Source organism: Collinsella aerofaciens (genome assembly GCF_039836695.1).
Lineage (GTDB): Bacteria > Actinomycetota > Coriobacteriia > Coriobacteriales > Coriobacteriaceae > Collinsella > Collinsella aerofaciens_BD.
Window position 1 is genome coordinate 45,624 of the sequence record NZ_JBDPAC010000002.1, and the last position, 17,103, is coordinate 62,726.

General features: G+C 58.7%; 14 protein-coding genes. 9 read left to right on the top strand and 5 right to left on the bottom strand.

Annotation, left to right across the window (positions count from 1 at the left end):
* Positions 1-117 precede the first annotated feature (117 nt).
* Together ABG996_RS01475 and ABG996_RS01480 are read right to left on the bottom strand one after the other, a co-directional pair.
* A complete protein-coding gene (locus ABG996_RS01475) occupies positions 118-4,485 on the bottom strand; it encodes a hypothetical protein (protein ID WP_347500961.1) in 4,368 nt (1,455 codons plus the stop codon).
* Between the two features lie 155 nt (positions 4,486-4,640).
* On the bottom strand, positions 4,641-5,645 hold the full coding sequence (locus tag ABG996_RS01480) for a helix-turn-helix domain-containing protein (RefSeq protein WP_347478176.1): 1,005 nt from the start codon (positions 5,643-5,645) through the stop codon (positions 4,641-4,643).
* Between the two features lie 66 nt (positions 5,646-5,711).
* Here ABG996_RS01480 and ABG996_RS01485 point away from each other — a divergent pair, with 66 nt between their 5' ends.
* The 5 genes from ABG996_RS01485 to ABG996_RS01505 all read left to right on the top strand — a co-directional run bounded on the left by ABG996_RS01485 (position 5,712) and on the right by ABG996_RS01505 (position 8,599).
* Complete coding sequence (locus ABG996_RS01485; protein WP_195625189.1) at positions 5,712-5,888, top strand: hypothetical protein; 177 nt, start codon at positions 5,712-5,714, stop codon at positions 5,886-5,888.
* A gap of 413 nt (positions 5,889-6,301) precedes the next feature.
* Positions 6,302-6,622: a PadR family transcriptional regulator gene (locus tag ABG996_RS01490; protein ID WP_347478270.1), complete on the top strand. Its 321-nt coding sequence runs from the start codon at positions 6,302-6,304 to the stop codon at positions 6,620-6,622.
* Positions 6,609-7,232, top strand: coding sequence for a DUF1700 domain-containing protein (locus ABG996_RS01495; RefSeq protein WP_117848183.1), 624 nt, complete (start codon positions 6,609-6,611; stop codon positions 7,230-7,232). Before ABG996_RS01490 ends, ABG996_RS01495 begins: the two co-directional genes overlap by 14 nt.
* A gap of 15 nt (positions 7,233-7,247) precedes the next feature.
* Positions 7,248-7,502 carry a hypothetical protein gene (locus tag ABG996_RS01500; protein WP_347478177.1) on the top strand — a complete coding sequence of 85 codons (255 nt, stop codon included), beginning with the start codon at positions 7,248-7,250 and terminating at the stop codon, positions 7,500-7,502.
* A gap of 413 nt (positions 7,503-7,915) precedes the next feature.
* Positions 7,916-8,599, top strand: a complete 684-nt coding sequence (locus ABG996_RS01505; RefSeq protein ID WP_117848186.1) for a hypothetical protein — start codon at positions 7,916-7,918, stop codon at positions 8,597-8,599.
* A gap of 529 nt (positions 8,600-9,128) precedes the next feature.
* On the opposite strand, the gene ABG996_RS10795 is transcribed toward ABG996_RS01505, so the two are convergent.
* From ABG996_RS10795 to ABG996_RS01515, 3 genes are read right to left on the bottom strand one after another with little or no spacing between them, the layout of a single operon-like run.
* A complete protein-coding gene (locus ABG996_RS10795) occupies positions 9,129-9,599 on the bottom strand; it encodes an arginase family protein (RefSeq protein ID WP_430733163.1) in 471 nt (156 codons plus the stop codon).
* Positions 9,600-9,626: 27 nt separating this feature from the next.
* Positions 9,627-10,766 (bottom strand): HAMP domain-containing sensor histidine kinase, encoded by a 1,140-nt coding sequence (locus tag ABG996_RS01510; RefSeq protein ID WP_347478178.1) that lies wholly within the window; start codon positions 10,764-10,766, stop codon positions 9,627-9,629.
* Entirely contained in the window at positions 10,763-11,455 is a 693-nt protein-coding gene (locus ABG996_RS01515; protein ID WP_430733162.1) for a response regulator transcription factor, read from the bottom strand. The genes ABG996_RS01510 and ABG996_RS01515 overlap by 4 nt, the downstream gene beginning before the upstream one ends.
* Before the next feature lie 147 nt (positions 11,456-11,602).
* On the opposite strand from ABG996_RS01515, the gene ABG996_RS10800 reads away from it, so the two are divergent.
* From ABG996_RS10800 to ABG996_RS01535, 4 genes are all read left to right on the top strand, one after another.
* Entirely contained in the window at positions 11,603-11,674 is a 72-nt protein-coding gene (locus tag ABG996_RS10800; RefSeq protein WP_254179316.1) for a CD1871A family CXXC motif-containing protein, read from the top strand.
* Positions 11,667-12,569: a 4Fe-4S binding protein gene (locus ABG996_RS01525; protein ID WP_347478180.1), complete on the top strand. Its 903-nt coding sequence runs from the start codon at positions 11,667-11,669 to the stop codon at positions 12,567-12,569. Before ABG996_RS10800 ends, ABG996_RS01525 begins: the two co-directional genes overlap by 8 nt.
* A gap of 29 nt (positions 12,570-12,598) precedes the next feature.
* Complete coding sequence (locus tag ABG996_RS01530) at positions 12,599-13,570, top strand: TlpA family protein disulfide reductase (RefSeq protein ID WP_347478181.1); 972 nt, start codon at positions 12,599-12,601, stop codon at positions 13,568-13,570.
* Between the two features lie 252 nt (positions 13,571-13,822).
* The gene (locus tag ABG996_RS01535) at positions 13,823-17,077 is read left to right on the top strand and encodes an ATP-binding cassette domain-containing protein (protein WP_347478182.1); all 3,255 of its coding nucleotides are present in this window, start codon (positions 13,823-13,825) and stop codon (positions 17,075-17,077) included.
* Positions 17,078-17,103 lie beyond the last annotated feature (26 nt).

A 17,103-nucleotide genomic window follows, 5' to 3' on the forward strand; every position in this document is an offset into this window, starting at 1 on the left:
GAACTCGACTCCTCTGACGATATCTAATGCGTAATGGGCTGGCTCTGGGTATCCAGAACCAGCCCATTTTGATGGTCGATGAGCCGAGTCGGCGTCTCTCGCAAAGGTAACTGAGAGCTAGTGAGGCTTATCAGAATTGACCTCATCGGCGGTGTCTTTTTCGAGCGCCGTGCGGCGGGCGCTGTAGGCGATGAGGCCGGCGCCTGCCGCGGCGAGTGCAGCAGCGGCTGCCGTAAGGGGAACGTTGACATCGCCCGTGCCCGCAAGCGCGCCCGCTTTTCCGGAGCGCTTGTTAGTGCCGTGGTCCTTGCCACTGCCGGAGCTGCTTCCGCCGGAGCCGCCGCCCTCGTCAGTGCCGCCGCCACTCGCGCCGCCATCGCCGTCGACCGTCATCGGGGCGTCGTGAAGTCCTGTCGTATCAGCGCTGTCGCATACGCCGACCTGAACTTCCGAGCGTTCGCATGCCGCGTCGGGCACATGAAGCTCGTGCAGCACGGCACCCAGCGCCGAGTTTGCGCCCGGTCGAATTTCCTCGAGCGTTACGGGATCGAGCGCCACCAGATTACGCGCCTTCGCATATAGCGTTACACGTTTGCCCACTTCATCGCTCCAACTCTCGGGGATGGCGAAGCTCATGCGGAACTGTGCCGTGCAACCCGGTGCCAGCACGGCGTTGCCACTGTCGGCTACCAGCGGGTGCGTTGCAAAAGGTGTGCCCAGCGTTTCGAGCGCGTACTTCACGTGTGCCATGTCGTTGACCGAAGCGTCCTCGGCAAGCTCTGGATCGTAGATCGATGCCATGCGTGTGTTCGCTCCGAACCCGATGGATGCGCTGGAGAACGGCTGGCTGGAGCCCTCTCGGTACAGATCGATTGTGCCGGCGGTCAGCAAGGTGTTGCCGTCGTTTCGCACCGTGACCATGAAGGATTCGCCTGCTGCTCCGGGCACCACCGCGCCCGAGGTAGCGACTGCGCCCGTCGGAGTGGCACACGCCACCAAGGGCACTTCGATGCCGTGTAGTTCTGCCTCGCTCTTCTCCGCGCTCACAATGTGCGTGGCGAGCGCGGAGAGCATGCTCCCCGACGTCAAAAATGTCGTTATCTGATCGACGGGATGGTCCAGCTCGCACATCACGAACGGCTCCGTAAACAGATCGCCTGCCAAGGTGCTGGCGAAGATGCGGAAGTGCTTGCCCATCACTGCTACCGGGTTGCCTTCTTCGTCGTAGGTTTGCCCCACCTTGCCATCGGTGTTCTCTACATAGAGCGCGCACCTGCCGTTGTTGCTTACGCTAAACGATGCCGGGCCACAGCCTGCGGCACCCACGGGCTGCGTTGCAAATGCCGATGCGCCTCGCGTCCAAGTAATATGCTGCAGTTGCTCGTTGACGGTAGCCAAAAAGCCCGTGTGCTGCGGCCACGGCACCGCGTGGGGTACTGTGGCATCTGGCGACATAACGCCCCAGCCCGCAATGGACTGGCCGATCACGGCGTACGATGCGCAGCCACAACCGCCTGCAGTCTCGTATGCAACGGGCACCACCATTTTGCCGTTGATATTCTCGGGCGCGCCCAGCTCGATGCTCGACGGTGCCTGCGGAAAGCGGAGAACTTGGCGGAACGTGAGGCTGTCGCCCAAATCATCCGACCACAGGGCAAAGCACTCCAGCGCAACCTCGGCCTCGCTGCCGAGCGCCTTCTCTGCGGTGGCTCCGTGGCGGTGGAGGTAGGCGCCCGACAGACGTCCGTCGACAAGTGTCTTGCCCACCGTGATGCGTGGGCACTGCAGGCAATGGTAGCCATCCTCCTGAAGGCGGCCGCGCGAGATGCTGCGCCACGACGTGTGCGATATCACGCGAACTCCGTCGTTGCTTATGCGCAGGCGCACAACGGACAGTATGCCGGATGTGCTCGCCGTATCGAAAAGGGTGTTGTCGCCGGCGGGGCGCTCGCCCGAGACCAGCAGCACGTAGGCGTCCTGGTTTCCTCTTCCGTCTGTATATTCCACCACGTCGAAGTCGTAATCGAATATGCCGTTGCGCTCCACATCGCCCTCGCCAAACCCAAGGGGAAAGTCCACGGGCGTGGGAGCGGACCACGTGCCGTTTGCCTTTGTGTGCACCACCAGGCGCGAGCGACCATTGTCGCCGTAGCGCACCGAGGCGATACGGAACAGGCATTCTACGCCGGCAATCCTTGCCAGCTTCATGTGAGCTTCGCTGAGCACGCCAGCAAACAGCACGTTGTCGCTCGAGGGTTTGATGCCGCCACGCTCGTCCTCCGACACGCCGGCAGAATTGGCGTTCGGGTCAGCAACGGCGTTCGTCGTCTGGCCGATATAGGCGTACTCGTACATCGGCGCGGCGTTTTCGTCGTTTTCCATCAGTGCATGGACGAAATGTTCGACCTGTCCCGTGTCGTCGCTCTCTGCATCCGCCTCGAGCTCAATACGCGTGACCGCTTGATTCCAATCGCGTACGACAGAAGCGACGTTTACGGCAGTGGCCTTAACCTCGGCGCGTGCGAGCAGCTCGGCGTTGGTGACGATGGTGGCCGATGCGATAAATTGCGGCACGCCGCCCGCCTCGGCGTTGCCGGCTGAGCCGAAGCAGGCATCTAGTGTATAGGGCGTATCTCCACCCAATGCGAGCTCAGAGCGCTGGAGTACATACTGGTCGCCGTTGTTCACCGACATATTCCACGAATCGAGGAGTGTGGGCCACGACCCCGACCAAGCCTTGGTGGTCCACTTGAACATGATGAATTGGAGTATCACGTCGACATCGACGTCTGCACCTACGCGCAGTCGCGGAAGCTGGTGTCCATCTGCCTTCTCGTACCCAATGAACAGCGTGAGGGATGCGGCGCCGCGCACGGCAGACGAAGCGACGCCTGCAACGCCGGCGCCAAAGGTGACGGCAAGCCCGATTGGGATGGTGAATGAGCCTGAGGTGTTTGAATAGTCGAGCGAAATGTTTTTAAAAAACGCCGCGCCGCTGCCGTGCGTGTGGGCACCCACGGCGAGCGCCAGCTTCGCCAGCACCCAGGGGTTGACGTTTAGGAAAAACGGCACCGGTCCTAGGGTAAACCGCTCGGTCCAATTGAGGTCGGTTCTTACCTGGAAGAGGGCCTTAATATTGCCGTATGCGGGGTCGTTGTTGTTACCCCAGGTTTTGCCCGCCCAATCGTAGGCGAGCGAGCCGTACAGCTGTGTGGCGATATCCATCGTGAACAGCGGCGTGCAATGGTGGCGAAGGAGCTTGGTGTTTCTTGGATCGGTGCCCGAACCGGCACTCATACTTTTGTACTGATTCCACTTCCCCTCCATCTCGTCGAGGTAGCGGTTTGCCTGCTTGGCGCCCGACTCACGCGGCGATTTCTTCCAGTATTCCGGATCAGGGTTGCCCGAATCGTTCATATAGCTGGCTGGTTTGTATCCTCCGCCAAACAGCACGTATCCGGCAAACGAGAAATCGAGGTGGATCGGAAATGTGGGCATCCAACACGTGAACTTATTGCCGCCGATGCCGGGAAACGCCGCGGGGAAATCAAACGGAGTGATCTCTTGGTCCATGGTGGTGGGGACGATAGTGGTCGATCCGGATTCCGCCTTTGCCGCCGGCGCGGTGACAACGGCCATGGGGGAGGAGAGCGTGTAGGTTTTGCCCTGGTAGTCGAGGACAAAGCGCAGCTTGCATCCTTCTTCCAGAAGGCTCGATGCCGCGTCGAGGAACTTGTCTTCGAGCGTGAACGTCGCCAGATTATCCGCGCCCGATGCGCTGGCCTTGACTTGGCCAATCTGCGTGACGGTTTCGGATGAGCTGCCCGCAGCGGGCATCACTTTGTTGATGCGCAGCGTTGCCTGCCCGCCCTGCGGCAGATGGGCCTGCACGGTAAAAGCGTGCGTGTTGGGCTGGTCGTTTGCTGCTTCGTCCGCTGGCATTGCCATAAACGTGGCGTCGGCGTACTGGATGTCCCATTCGTCGAACGTGAGCTGTCGAAAGTACGGTTCGCCATCGGAGAGCGGACGTGTGGGTGCGGTAATGGCGGTGCCGCCTTGGACACGCGAGAGGGGAATCTCGACATCGCGGTAGCCCGCCATGCTAATGGAGATGCCGCCGTTAAAGTCGTACGCGTCGAGAAGCGTCGCCTCGTCCACGTAGCCTTCCGAAAGCGGCGCGACCTCAAAGATGGCCGTGCCTTCGTCATCGGTAGTGGCGGTGAGGTGCTTGCCTGCGGCATAGCGCGATGTGAGCGTGACCTGGGCCCCCGTGATGGGCGTATTCTTGTTGGCGACGTCGACCACGACCACACCGAACATGGTGCGCGAGAGCACGAGCACCCTGAAGGGGTCTTTTTCGTCGGCATGGGCTTCGGTGGGCGCGAACGGCAATATGAAGGCGTTTGTGCTTCCCGGCACGCGCGGCAACATAATGCTCGCCAGCGAGGACACTCCGGCAACAAGTAACGAACGGCGATCAAGCATCTTTGGCTCCCATCCCGCAAATATCGGTGGAAATAATCCAATTTTGCGAGAAGGCGCCCCGTGGCGGTAGTGCCGTTCAAGGGTCAAAATGTCCAAATTGATCGAGCGAAGCGCCGGGTTCCGGAACGCGTTCGATGCGCTTGGTAGTCCGGTCGCTAACGTAACATATGCGCGACCAGCTCGGCGCGTGTGCCGATGCCAAGCTTTGCGTATACGCCGGATAGGCGGTTTTTGACGGTGCCCGACGATACTCCCATATGGCGTGCGATTTCGGCGTTGGTCCACCCGCGGCAGGCGAGCATGGCCATGGTGAATTCCGTGGTCGTTAAATCGTCGGCTACGTCCTCGCCCGAATCGGGGTTGTGGATGCGCCGCCAGCCGTAGCTGAATCGATACGTAATCTCGATGATGCGTGCGAAATCGTCAGGGTATTGCGATTTTAGGCATGCCTCGATGAGTCCCTGCAAAAGGCCGTGGTGCTCGCCAATGAGCTCGATAAGGCCGTCGGGGCGCGCAATGTTCCAAGCGGCTCCGAAGTGCGTTTTTGCGGCGTCGATGTCCTTGAGGCTCATGCATGCCATGGAAGCTGCCAGGTGCAGGAACAGTTCCGAGATTGGATAGCTTCCCTGTTTCATAATCAGGGCGTTTTCCGCCATGCCCAGGCTGCGGCCGTATTCGCCGCGCAGATACAAGGCGTGCGCCATCACGTAGCTGGCGAATAGGCGCAGGCCTTCGGGCAGATGCGCCGCAAGTGGATAAAACTCTTCGGCGGAATACGGGGAAGGCAAGTGCAGCAGGACGCTCGCGGCCGAGGCGAACAGGATATGCGTGGCGTGGATGGCGGGCGATTCCTCGTCGGCCGGCGTATCGAGGATGCCAGCAAGGCACCGGCGGGCGTCGGCGATGCGGTTGAGCGATAGACTGGCGTATCCGCAGATAAAGCATGCGGAATAGCGCAGTGCGGGATCGGTGGCGTCAACATAGGGGCGCGCCGTCTTGGCAGCGAGGGCGGCCTGTCCGCGAAAGTACAGCGCTTCTGCCGTGGCAATGGCGCGCGAATCGGGGTCGGAAATGCTTGCAACCGCAGCGTCAATCTGCCCCGGCACAAAGGCGGTGCACATCAACGGCATGGGAACGCGTGGGTAACCATCGCAGTCCATCTTCCATCTCCCAACAGCTGGCAACACTGGCAGCAATTGTACTCCTGTTACTCGGGACTGGAATTGTTGGGCATTGCCTACGATTATGCCGAACGCATAAAGGAAGAGTCTATTGGCGATGCTCTCAAGGTGGCTACCGAAGCCAAGCTGACCTCGATATTAGGAAAAATTGCCACCCCTGCAAAAAGCTCTGTCGCAGTGATGGGAAACGCATCTTCTGGGCATTCCGGCGTCTCCAGCTAGCGCTGGACTGCTGCTGTCGCCTGCGCGTTGGCGAGCGGGGCGTGGGGACCGTCCGGCGACCAGCGGTGACGGGCGAGCCCTGCCGCGTGCGTGGGCCTCCATCGGCGTAGACCCATGACCCCTATGGCATCGGAGAAGTCCACCATCGCGTCCAGGACCTTACCGTCCGGCACGCCCAGCCAAGCGGCTCCCTTGAACCCAAGGTTGAAGGGGCTGTTGTACAAGGCATATGGGGCCGAGTGGAAGTGGATCAAAAGAGCGTTACTTGACGTTTCATGCATAATGCCAACCGCCCCGCGATATCACGTTCGCAGCGCACAGGGGCCGGAGAATCTTCGCGATGAGAGTTGACGTCTAATACCTTGCATCGTATAGTGTGTATAGCATAGTATATGACGAGAGGAGGTGTGCGGATGGAGGCACAGATGAAGCGCGGCTTCCTGGAGGCCTGCGTGCTCGCGGCCGTCTCCGGCGAGGAGTCCTACGGCTACCAGATCGTGAAGGACGTACCGGCGAGCATGGGGCTCACGGAGTCGACGCTCTACCCGCTGCTCAAGCGCCTGGAGAAGGCCGGGTGCATCACGGCGCGCTCCGCCGAGCACAACGGGCGGCTGCGCCGGTACTACCGCATCACGGACAACGGGCGAGCGCGCATCGAGGAGTTCCTGGCCGAGTGGCCGTCCGTACGGGAGATTTACGCATACGTTGAGGAGGCGCACCATGACGCGCGATGAGTTTCTGGGCCGGTTGGGCGAGCTGCTCGCCTGCCTGCCGGCCGAGCAGGTGGAGGAGACCAAGGCGTTCTATGCGGAGGCCATCGCCGACCGCATGGAGGACGGTATGAGCGAGGAGGAGGCCGTGGCCGCCATGGGCACGCCCGGCGAGGTGGCGGAGGCCACGCTCGACGACCTGCCCGCCGTGCCGCGCGCGATCGCGAGGACGCGCCGGCGCAGCACCGCGCTGCTGTGGGTGCTGGCCATCGTGGGCTCCCCGGTGTGGGTGCCGCTGCTCGCCGCCTTCGCCGCCGTGGCCGTCACGGTCTATATCTGCATCTGGGTGCTGGCGCTCTGCGTGTGGATCGTCGCGGTGGCACTCGGGGGCGTGGGCGTAGTTGGGCTCCTGCTTGCCGTAAGCGGCGTCATCATCGGCCACTTCCCGTACGCCCTCGCCTCGGCGGGCGTGGGGCTCGGCCTCGTCGGCGTGGCGCTCTTCGTTGGTGCTGGCGCTTGGGCCGCCTCAAAACAAATTGCGCGCCTCTCGGCGCTCTGGGCGAGGAAGGCCGCCTCGCCCTTCTGGAAGGGTAAGGGCGAGAAGGGCGGCGCTGCCGCGCATCTCGCGGCGTAGAAAGGAGTGAGTACCATGACCAGTGCGAAGAAGATCTACCTCGCCGTGGCGGGCGGGCTCGTTGCCGCGGGTGTTGTCCTCGCGGGCATTGGCTTTATCGCTTCGGGTTTCGACCCGGCCGTGTTCACAACCCAAGTCGACACGCGCTACAGCACCATCGTGCTCGGCGGCGTCGAGGTGGACGAACACGAGAGTATCCCGTTCATCAGCCAGCTCGCCAATCTGGGCGAGATCGACACCTCCGGCGTCGCGGATCCCGCCGCGCCCTAGGCGCAGCGAGCCCGGGCGCTCTGCCCGCCAAGCTGCGTAAGCCGGCGAAACCCGAACCTCAACCTCTACGCAACTGGCCCCAAGCCTGCGCCGATTCGCTCTCAGCGCCGCGCGGGGGCCCGTGACGCATGCCTAAAAAGGTACGAGGAGAAAGGAACGCGATGACGACAACCACGCCCTTCCGCCTTCACGGGGCCACGCAGGACCGGAAGCGACTGGGCCGTGCGGTGGGGCTGTGCTTGGATTGGCTACACTGATATGGACAGTTCCGTGAGGGGCGCGAGAGACGGGACTCTGGGGAGATCTTCGAGGAGGAGTGTCTCGACTGGAAGCGCGGGTTCAGTGGAGCAGGAACCTAATCTCTGTCTCTCTTGCTTTTTTGATTTGTTGAGAAGCCGGCATTTGGGGGCATTTTGGATAGCGAACAGTTCAAACAAGAAGCTGAGAAAATAGAACAAAGCCTGAGTGCCTTGAGAGTCGCCGAGCGCAATGCAGTGATTCCCTTCATGAACGGCGACTTTACCCAATGGGATCTATATCTGGCATCCTCCTCTGAGTATGCGATGAGACTGATAGACGGATTCATCTCCATGCTCGAGTCGAGGAATCTTGTTTGCGTCGCCCAGCTTCTCCGCGCACAGGTTGGAGTCTGCCTGCGGACATTCGCATTATTCGCCGCCGAAGACCAGGATGACTTTCTCAAGCAGGTGTTTCAAGGTGTGCCTGTGAACAAGCTGAAAGATTTCTCGGGTGAGAAGATGTCCGATGGAAGACTTCAAGACTTACTCGAGAAGTTCGATCCAAAGGTAAAAGATGTATACAAGGTGACGTCTGGATTCGTCCACTTTTCCATTGATATTCTGCCGAGCATGGGTGTGCCTGGGGAGGGCTATGAGGTCGAGTTTAATTTTGGAGCCGAGCCCAACGAGAGAAACAATGCGCCTCTCGTGGAATGCGGCAAGGCGTTCTGCCACTATGTCGACCTGCATCTCCAGATGCTCCATAAGGTGATTGCTTCGGATGAATGGTATGCCGATCGATTCCGTATCGATTCCGATGGTCCTGCAGACGAGGCCTCGAAAAGCGAGAAGGTGTAGGTCGAACGCATTGACGCTGCCTTGACAGTATCCCGATATGATAACGAATGGGAGGTTCCCTGCGAAATGTGCGCCTCTGTATATTCTCGCTAGGACGCCCTCGACCGATAAGGCATCGTTGAGTTCAATTTGAGTTCAGCTCGGGTGCCTGAAAATCGCCCAACTCTGATAAAAGGGGAGACGACGGTACACCACGTAGACGAGAGACTATGGAAGTGCACGATTTGATTATATTGGCGCGCTAAACCGCCCCGCTGCCCAACTTGAACTCCGCTCACGCGTGTATGGGGCTGCGAGAGGTAACGGCCTGCGGCCTCCTTTGTGTGCTCGATGATATCTTCGAGCATGCCGGGCATGGCGGAGACATTCGCTGCAATCCAGCCGTGTTCAAGCGCCGTTTCGGATAGGAGCGAGAGTGGGCCGTCTTGCCCGTTCCCCTTAAACCCGTAAAGATGGTTGACAGTTTGGGGTCTCCCGGGTCTTTAGCTTTTACCGCGCTCGGTGCCTCATGGAAACTGTTGGACTTTAATCAGACAGACCCAGCATGTCGTTTTCCTCCATGAGGACATCGGCTAAAACCGCAACACCTATGCTTGTTTAAGCAAACCTCCTGATAGTCGTGGAGCTGCTGTAGCCCGACATGCAGGACGTCGTTCGGCTTAAACACCGGATGCCGCATCCGCGAAACGAGTTGCGTTGCACCCAGTCCCAAAAGGCTGCCAAGTACCATGGCGCGAGCGTTGGGGTAGCCATCATTCAGCGTGGATACATCCGGATGCGCATAGATCCAGACGATTCCAACGTTCTCGTATTTCCCGTGCGGGTAATCGAAGAGGGCAAGCGACACCATGCGGTTGCCGCCGACGGTCACGACTCTGTCGGGGTTTTCTGCCGTAAGCTTCCTCTGCGCATCCTGAATCCCCGCCAGGACTTCGTCCTCGGCATAGATGCGAACTGCCCCCCATTTCTCATGTCCAAGTTTTGGGAGGCGTTTCGCAATGCCGAGTGGGACCCCTGGACAGTCGGATCACGTGGTGGCCCCCTTTGAGAGGGTCACGAGCATCACGGTCCCGTTCTCGGAACTTGTTTCGACCTCTACCGTGCCACCGTGAAGCACTGCAATCTCCCAAACAAGCGCTAGCCCGAGTCCTGCGCCGCCGTATGCCCTACTGCGGGATTTGTCTAGACGAAAGAACGGCTGGAAGATGCTCTCTCGGTACTGCTTGGGTATTCCCGGGCCCTCATCTTTGACTCGCAGGAGCACGTGGCTGTCGCTGTCGCTGATGGAGACGGTAACGCTCGAGTCGGTGCGGCTATAGCGGATGGCGTTTTCGACCAGATTGAACACCAGCCGATAGAGGAGCGTATCACTTCCGATTGTCAAAGCGTCTCCGGTGCAATCGAGGGTTACGTCCTTATTCTCGGCAAGTGGCGCAAGGTCGGTGAGGACCTCTTCGGACAAGGGACCAAGTTCAACATCGTTCTCGCAAGGAACGCTGCGGAGCTCACTCATCTCGAGCAATACCTTGGTCATTCGAGACATGCGCTCGGTTTGTTCTTGTAGCAGGCCGAGCAGCTCGGCTGTTTCGGGTTGCAAACCGGAGTGCTCGGAGATGAATAGTTCAATCTGTGCTTGCATAAGGGCGAGCGGGGTGCGCAGCTCGTGTGCGGCGTTGCCGGTAAACTGACGCTGCGCAGAGAACCCTTCGCCAAGACGGGCGATCATGTCGTTGAAAGAGGCGCTGCATCGTTGTAGCTCGGTGGGCACATCTTCACTGAGTCTGATTTCGCTTAGGTTGTCAGGCTGCACACGTTCAACCTGGGCTGCAAAAGCCCGTAGCGGTTTGAGCGCACGGCCGCTCACAAAGTATGTCAGCACGCCGCCAAGGAGCGTGACTCCAGCCGTGATGTACCAGGCTGTCGTGCCAAAAGACTCTTGCGCGTCGTTTACGACGATCGTGACCTTGTCATCGAGGCTCCCCTTCGTTGGGTCGAACGCCTGGGGCGAGTCTTCGCCGGTTGCGTTAAGGGCCGAGATGTCACTGCCGATGGCGTCCATGTAGCGCATGCCCGTATAGCCGACCAGGCAGTTCGTCAGCACGCACGCCGCACACGTCAGCAGCGCCGTCATAATCGTTATGCGCCATTGCAGAGAAAGCCTTTTCATTCGCTATCCTCCATAACGTAGCCCTCTCCAATCCGATTGCGAATCGGGTCGTATCCCAAAGCGCTGCGTAGCTTTTTGCGGAGTGACGAGATATGAACGCGGGTTGCATTGCTAAAGCTGTTCACGCTGCTATCCCAAACGTGCTCGATAAGCTCCTCTTGACTTACCGGACGTCCCTGATTAAGCATCAGGTATTCCATGATTCCCGTTTCCTTGCGCGTAAGAGACAAAGCCTCGCTGTTCACGGAAGCGATGCGCGCCTTGGTGTCAAAGCGGAGCTTTCCGCAGGTTAAAACTATGTCGCTTTGTGTAAAGCGTCTGAGGGTAAGGCTGCGAATTCTTGCCGCAAGCTCGTCCAGATGAAACGGCTTGGTGAGGTAATCGTTGGCGCCGGCATCGAGTCCGGCGACTTTATCGGATACTTCGCCACGCGCGGACAGAATCAGTACCTTGGTCTCGCAGTCGGTTTTCCTAAGTTCCCTGAGCACGGTCATGCCGTCGATACGGGGAAGGTTGAGGTCGAGTACTACGAGGTCGAAGGCCTCAACGTCCAGTAGGTCGAGCGCCTCCTGTCCGTCGTGACAGTAGTCGACGCTGTACGCCAAGTTTCGCAAGCTGCGTGCGATTGCATCGCACAGTGCTCGCTCGTCTTCGACGATCAAAATACGCATAACAGTCTCCTTGCACATTTCAAATCGCGCTTAACACGGATTTTATAGTCGATATGGTCCAATGGTCGCGTAACGAAAGGAGTGGTCGTGTTGTTAAAAGCGGTAAAACCCGTGGTACAGGTCGCTTTGTTGATCGTCGGAATTGCCATGGTGTGCTTTGGCGTTATGCGTGGCGAGGCGGATGCCGTGCTGGCCAAAGCGATTAGGCTGTGCTTGGAGTGTATCGGAATTGGATAAAAGAGAAAACACTGCGTCGCATGTTTTGGCCCGATTTCGCGGATTCATTCAGGCGGCGGCGACGCTCATCACCAACATTCACCTGCCAAACTTTGCCAAAGGCGGCATCTATCAGGGCGCGGGAAAAACAGTCTGCGTACCTGGACTTAATTGCTATTCGTGCCCCGCGGCATCGGGTGCGTGCCCCATCGGGTCGTTCCAGTCGGTGGTAGGTTCATCCAAGTTCAACTTTTCTTACTACGTCACCGGTACGCTCATTTTGCTCGGCGTGCTGCTGGGACGCTTTGTATGCGGGTTTTTGTGCCCGTTTGGTTGGCTGCAGGAGCTGCTTCATAAGATTCCCGGCAAAAAGCTTTCGACGAAAAGGCTCAAGGCGCTTACGTATATCAAATACGTTGTGCTGCTATTTGCCGTGGTATTGCTGCCTGTGCTGTTGGTCAACGATCTGGGGATGGGCGATCCGTTCTTTTGCAAGTACATCTGTCCACAGGGTGTGCTCGAGGGCGCCATTCCTCTGGCCATTGCCAATGCCGGCATTCGATCTGCGTTGGGACAGCTCTTTACTTGGAAACTTGTCGTTCTCATTGTCGTGGCAGTGCTGAGCGTTTTGTTCTATCGCCCCTTCTGCAAATGGATTTGCCCGCTCGGCGCATTCTATGCGCTCATGAACAAGGTGTCCTTACTGGGGATACGGGTCGACGCGTGCAAATGCGTCTCGTGCGGCAAGTGCTCAAAGGTTTGTCAGATGGACGTTGATGTGGTCCGCGCGCCCAATCATGCCGAATGTATCCGGTGCGGAAAGTGCATTGGGGCCTGTCCCGTCGATGCCATCAGCTATCGCTATGGCCTGGATGTGTCGGCGGAAAAGCTCCCCTTGACCGCCGATAAAAAGTAAACAAGCTTCGACAAAACGGAGGAATGACCATGAAGCTTTCTAAGATTGCGGCCCTGTTTATGGTGCCGGTATTGGCCTTGTGCCTTGTGGCGTGCTCGGCACCCGGTGGCAATGCGAGTGAATCTGCGGGCTCCGATCCTAAGATCGCAGAACTCACTGCGCAGAAGCCGACCAATGCCGACGAGGCCGCCGAGTTGTATGCAAAACTCATGCAGAAGGAGAACGAGATCTTTTCGAGTGATAACGCGCTGTGGGAAAAGGTATTCAACGCGGCAAATAAAGACTCGACAATGATTGAGGACGGCAGCAATTACGGCGATTTCCTGCTCAAGACCATCGACGGCGCCAAGGATGAGTTCACGGCGGATGAGCTTAAGACGCTCAAGGCCGGTGCACAGCAGATCAAGGAGATCGAGGACAAGCTCGAGAGCTTGGAGAAGGAGTTCCCCGGCTGTGGAAGCACGCCGAGCTCAGGCGAGAGCGTCGACGCTTCGACCGCTGGCATGACGGCTGGTGCCAATGCTTCGAGCGAGGCGACGAAGTTCCCCAGCTTTACGGGCAAGGACCTGGATGGCAACGACGTGAACAGCGACGAGCTGTTCTCTAAGAACAAGGTCACCGTCATGAACTTCTGGTTCACTACTTGCAAGCCGTGCGTGGGCGAGCTGGGCGATCTTGAGAAACTGAATCAGGAGCTTGCCAAGAAGGGCGGCCAGGTCGTGGGCGTCAATTCCTTTACGCTCGATGGCAACAAGGGCGAGATTGCAGATGCCAAGGACGTGCTGAGCAAGAAGGGCGTGACATATAAGAACATCTGGTTCAAGTCGGATAGCGAGGCCGGTAAGTTTACGTCAAATTTGTTCTCGTTCCCGACAACGTATGTCATCGATCAGAATGGCAACATCGTAGGGGATCCAATCGTGGGAGCCATCAGCTCCGCTGAGCAGCGCGCAGCACTCAACAAGCTTATCGACCAGGCGATTGCAAATAGCGAGCAGTAGAAAACGCGTAAAGCATCGCGAGGATCGTGTGTCGCTGTGCAAAGTAGTCCGCTACCTTTCAAGATAAACTCCACCATATAGAGGTCCCGCTCGGGACCTCTTTTTTTGGCACTGCCCCGTTCGTTTTTTGGCGCGGTTCGTTACATTCCTCACTGGCGCCGGCAAAAAATGGGGATAGAGTAGGACAAACGCGTCGAATACGAACGGCGGAGGAGAGCGGGCAGGGTGCCTGCGCAGGAGAGGTTGCCGTCCATGCTGGAGCTCAAAGGTATTTGCAAAAGGTACGTTACGCAGTCGTTTACGCAGGTGGCGCTCGACAACGTAAGCCTGTCTTTTCGCGATAACGAGTTCGTGGCCATTCTGGGCCCCTCGGGCTCAGGTAAAACTACGATGCTCAACGTTATCGGCGGACTGGATCACTTTGATTCTGGTGACCTGCTGATTGACGGCATCTCGACCAAGGACTTCCGTGACCGCGATTGGGATGCCTATCGTAACAACCGCATCGGCTTTGTGTTCCAGAGCTATAACCTTATCCCACATCAGACCATCTTGGAAAACGTTGAGCTGGCGCTCACGCTCACGGGTGTGGGGCATGCCGAGCGCCGCCAGCGTGCGCGCGAGGCGCTCGAGGCGGTTGGCCTGGGCGAGCACGTTAACAAGCGCCCGAGCCAGCTTTCGGGTGGGCAGATGCAGCGCGTGGCCATCGCCCGCGCCCTGATCAACGACCCCGAGATCGTGCTGGCAGACGAGCCAACCGGCGCCTTGGACTCTACGACGTCCGTGCAGGTCATGGACTTGCTCAAGGATGTTGCACGCGACCGCCTGGTCATCATGGTCACGCACAATCCCGAGCTGGCGTACCAGTACGCTACGCGCATCGTCAACCTGGCGGACGGTAAGATCACCGACGATTCCGATCCTTTCGATGTTGCCAAGGCCACGCGCCGCGAGGCCAAGCCTACGCGCAAAACCTCGATGAGCTTTGTGACGGCGTTGGGCCTTTCTGCCCGAAACCTCATGACCAAGAAGGGCCGCACGGCCATGACGGCCTTTGCGGGCTCGATTGGCATTATCGGTATCGCGGCGATTCTGGCGCTGTCCAATGGCGTAAACGGCTACATCAAAAAGGTCGAGGAGGATACGCTCTCGAGCTACCCGCTCACCATTTCCAAGCAGGATTACGACCTGTCGTCCATGATGGGCGGGCAGGGGGCCACGGATGACGAAACGTCCAACGGCGAGGATTCGTCCGACGACAGCGCCGGCGGCAAGGCTAAGGGAACCGATAAGATCCCCGTGGTTACGGCCGTAAAGGACATGTTTGCAAGCGTTAAGTCCAACGACATGACGAGCTTTAAGGCATGGCTCGATGCCGGTGGCGACGGCATCGATAAAGAGGTCAACGCCATTCAGTACGGCTACGGTGTGACGCCGGTTGTCTATCGTGCGGGTAAGGGTGACGAGAAGCCCGTTCGGCTTGTTCCCAACGCCATGACCGAGGCCATGAGCGGAGGCGCGAGCTCGGCGGCAACGGTGAACATGGAATCCATGGGAACCTCGGTCTTTAACGAGATGATTGACGACCAGAGCCTGCTCGACAGCCAGTACGATGTCGTCGCCGGTCATTGGCCCACGTCTGCCAACGAAGCCGTGATGGTGCTTTCGAGCCGCGGTACGGTGGGCGACTACACGCTCTATAGCATCGGTGCGCTGGATATCGATGAGCTCAACGATCTGGTAAACAGCGCCATGACGGCTGACGGTAAGATTGAGACGCCCGAGACCGGTACCGACTTTACCTACGACGATGCGCTGTCCACGACGTTTAAGGTGCTGTCGCCGGCCGATGCGTATCGCAAAAACGAAGAGACCGGCATATGGACCGACATGTCTGGTGATGCCGACTTTATGGCCGCCAAGGTTGCCGACGGTATCGACGTGCACATTGTGGGCGTGGTGCGACCTAACGAGACGGCCAACGCGAGCGCATTGTCTCCGGGCATTGCCTATACGCATGCGCTGACTCGCCAGCTTATGGAGCGCGCCGCAAATTCGCAGATTGTGCAAGAGCAGCTTGCTCACCCCGAGACGGATGTCTTTACGGGCAAAACCTTCGACGAACTGCAAGGCGAGGCCAAGCAAGGCGTGGATCTGGGTAGCATGTTCAGTGTGGACGAGGCGGCGCTCAAGAGCGCGTTCTCGTTTGATGCGTCTGCGCTCTCGGGTTCGGCCGGCGGTATGGACCTTTCTGGCATCGATCTGTCGGGGCTGGACATTGACCTTTCGGGCGTTGGCAAGGACATCGACTTCAGCGACATCATGGCAAGAGCGCCAACCCCAGATTTCTCGGGTATCTTTGACGGTCTGGAACTTACGCCCGAGCAAATGCAGCAGGTGGGAACACTAGCCAACCAGCTGTTTGAGGGCTTTTTGCAGTCTGATCAGTTTAAGGCGCTGTCGCCCGAAGATCTTAAGGACGCGTCAAAGCTCTCTGCCGCATTCTCGACGTATCTTGAGAATGATGACACAGCTCAGCAAATCTTGGCCCAGCTCAAAGCGCTCGGCGGCGATGCCCTGGCCGAGCGTCTGCAGCAGGTGATGAGCGACTATGTGCAAAAGCAGCTGGCTCCGTATCTGCAGCAGGCTATGGATCAGGTGATGAAGGCAATCAGCGAGCAGATAGCGTCGACGGTATCGTCCCAGCTCAAGGCGGGCGCAGCGGGGCTTATGGACCAGATGGCGACGCAGATGTCTTCGAGTTTTGCTAACCTGGCGAGCGCCATGCGCGTGGATGCGAGTGCCTTTGCTCATGCCATTCACTTCAACATGGACGCCGAGGACCTGAGCTCGCTCATGATGAGCTATGCCAAGGCTTCGAAGCTCACCTACGACAACAATCTGACCACGTTGGGCTATGCGGATGAGGCAGACCCCATCTCGGTTAAGATTTTCCCGCGCGACTTTGAGGCCAAGGAGCGCGTGCTTGATCACATCGATGCGTACAACAAGCAGGTCAAAGCCGCTGGCCACGATGATCGGGCAATCTCGTACACCGACTACATGGGCATCATCATGGGCTCAGTGACCGACATCGTGAACACCATCAGCTTGGTGCTCATCGCATTCGTGAGTATCAGCCTGGTGGTGAGTTCCATCATGATCGGCATCATCACCTACATCAGCGTGCTGGAGCGCAAAAAGGAGATTGGCATTCTACGCGCGATCGGCGCATCGAAGCGCAACGTGGCCAACGTATTCAATGCCGAGACCTTTATCGAGGGCCTCATTGCCGGCGTCTTTGCTATTGTCGTCGTGGTACTCGTGAGCTTCCCGGTCAATGCCTGGGCGCTTGCTGCCAAACAGGTACCCAATCTGATGAGCCTGCCCGTGCAGGATGCGCTGGTACTCATTGCAATTTCGGTGCTGTTGACGGTCGTTGCCGGCCTGCTGCCTGCCCGCAGCGCATCCAAGAAGGACCCCGTCGAAGCCCTGCGCTCCGAATAATGTGACAAAGGGGCAGTCCCTTTGTC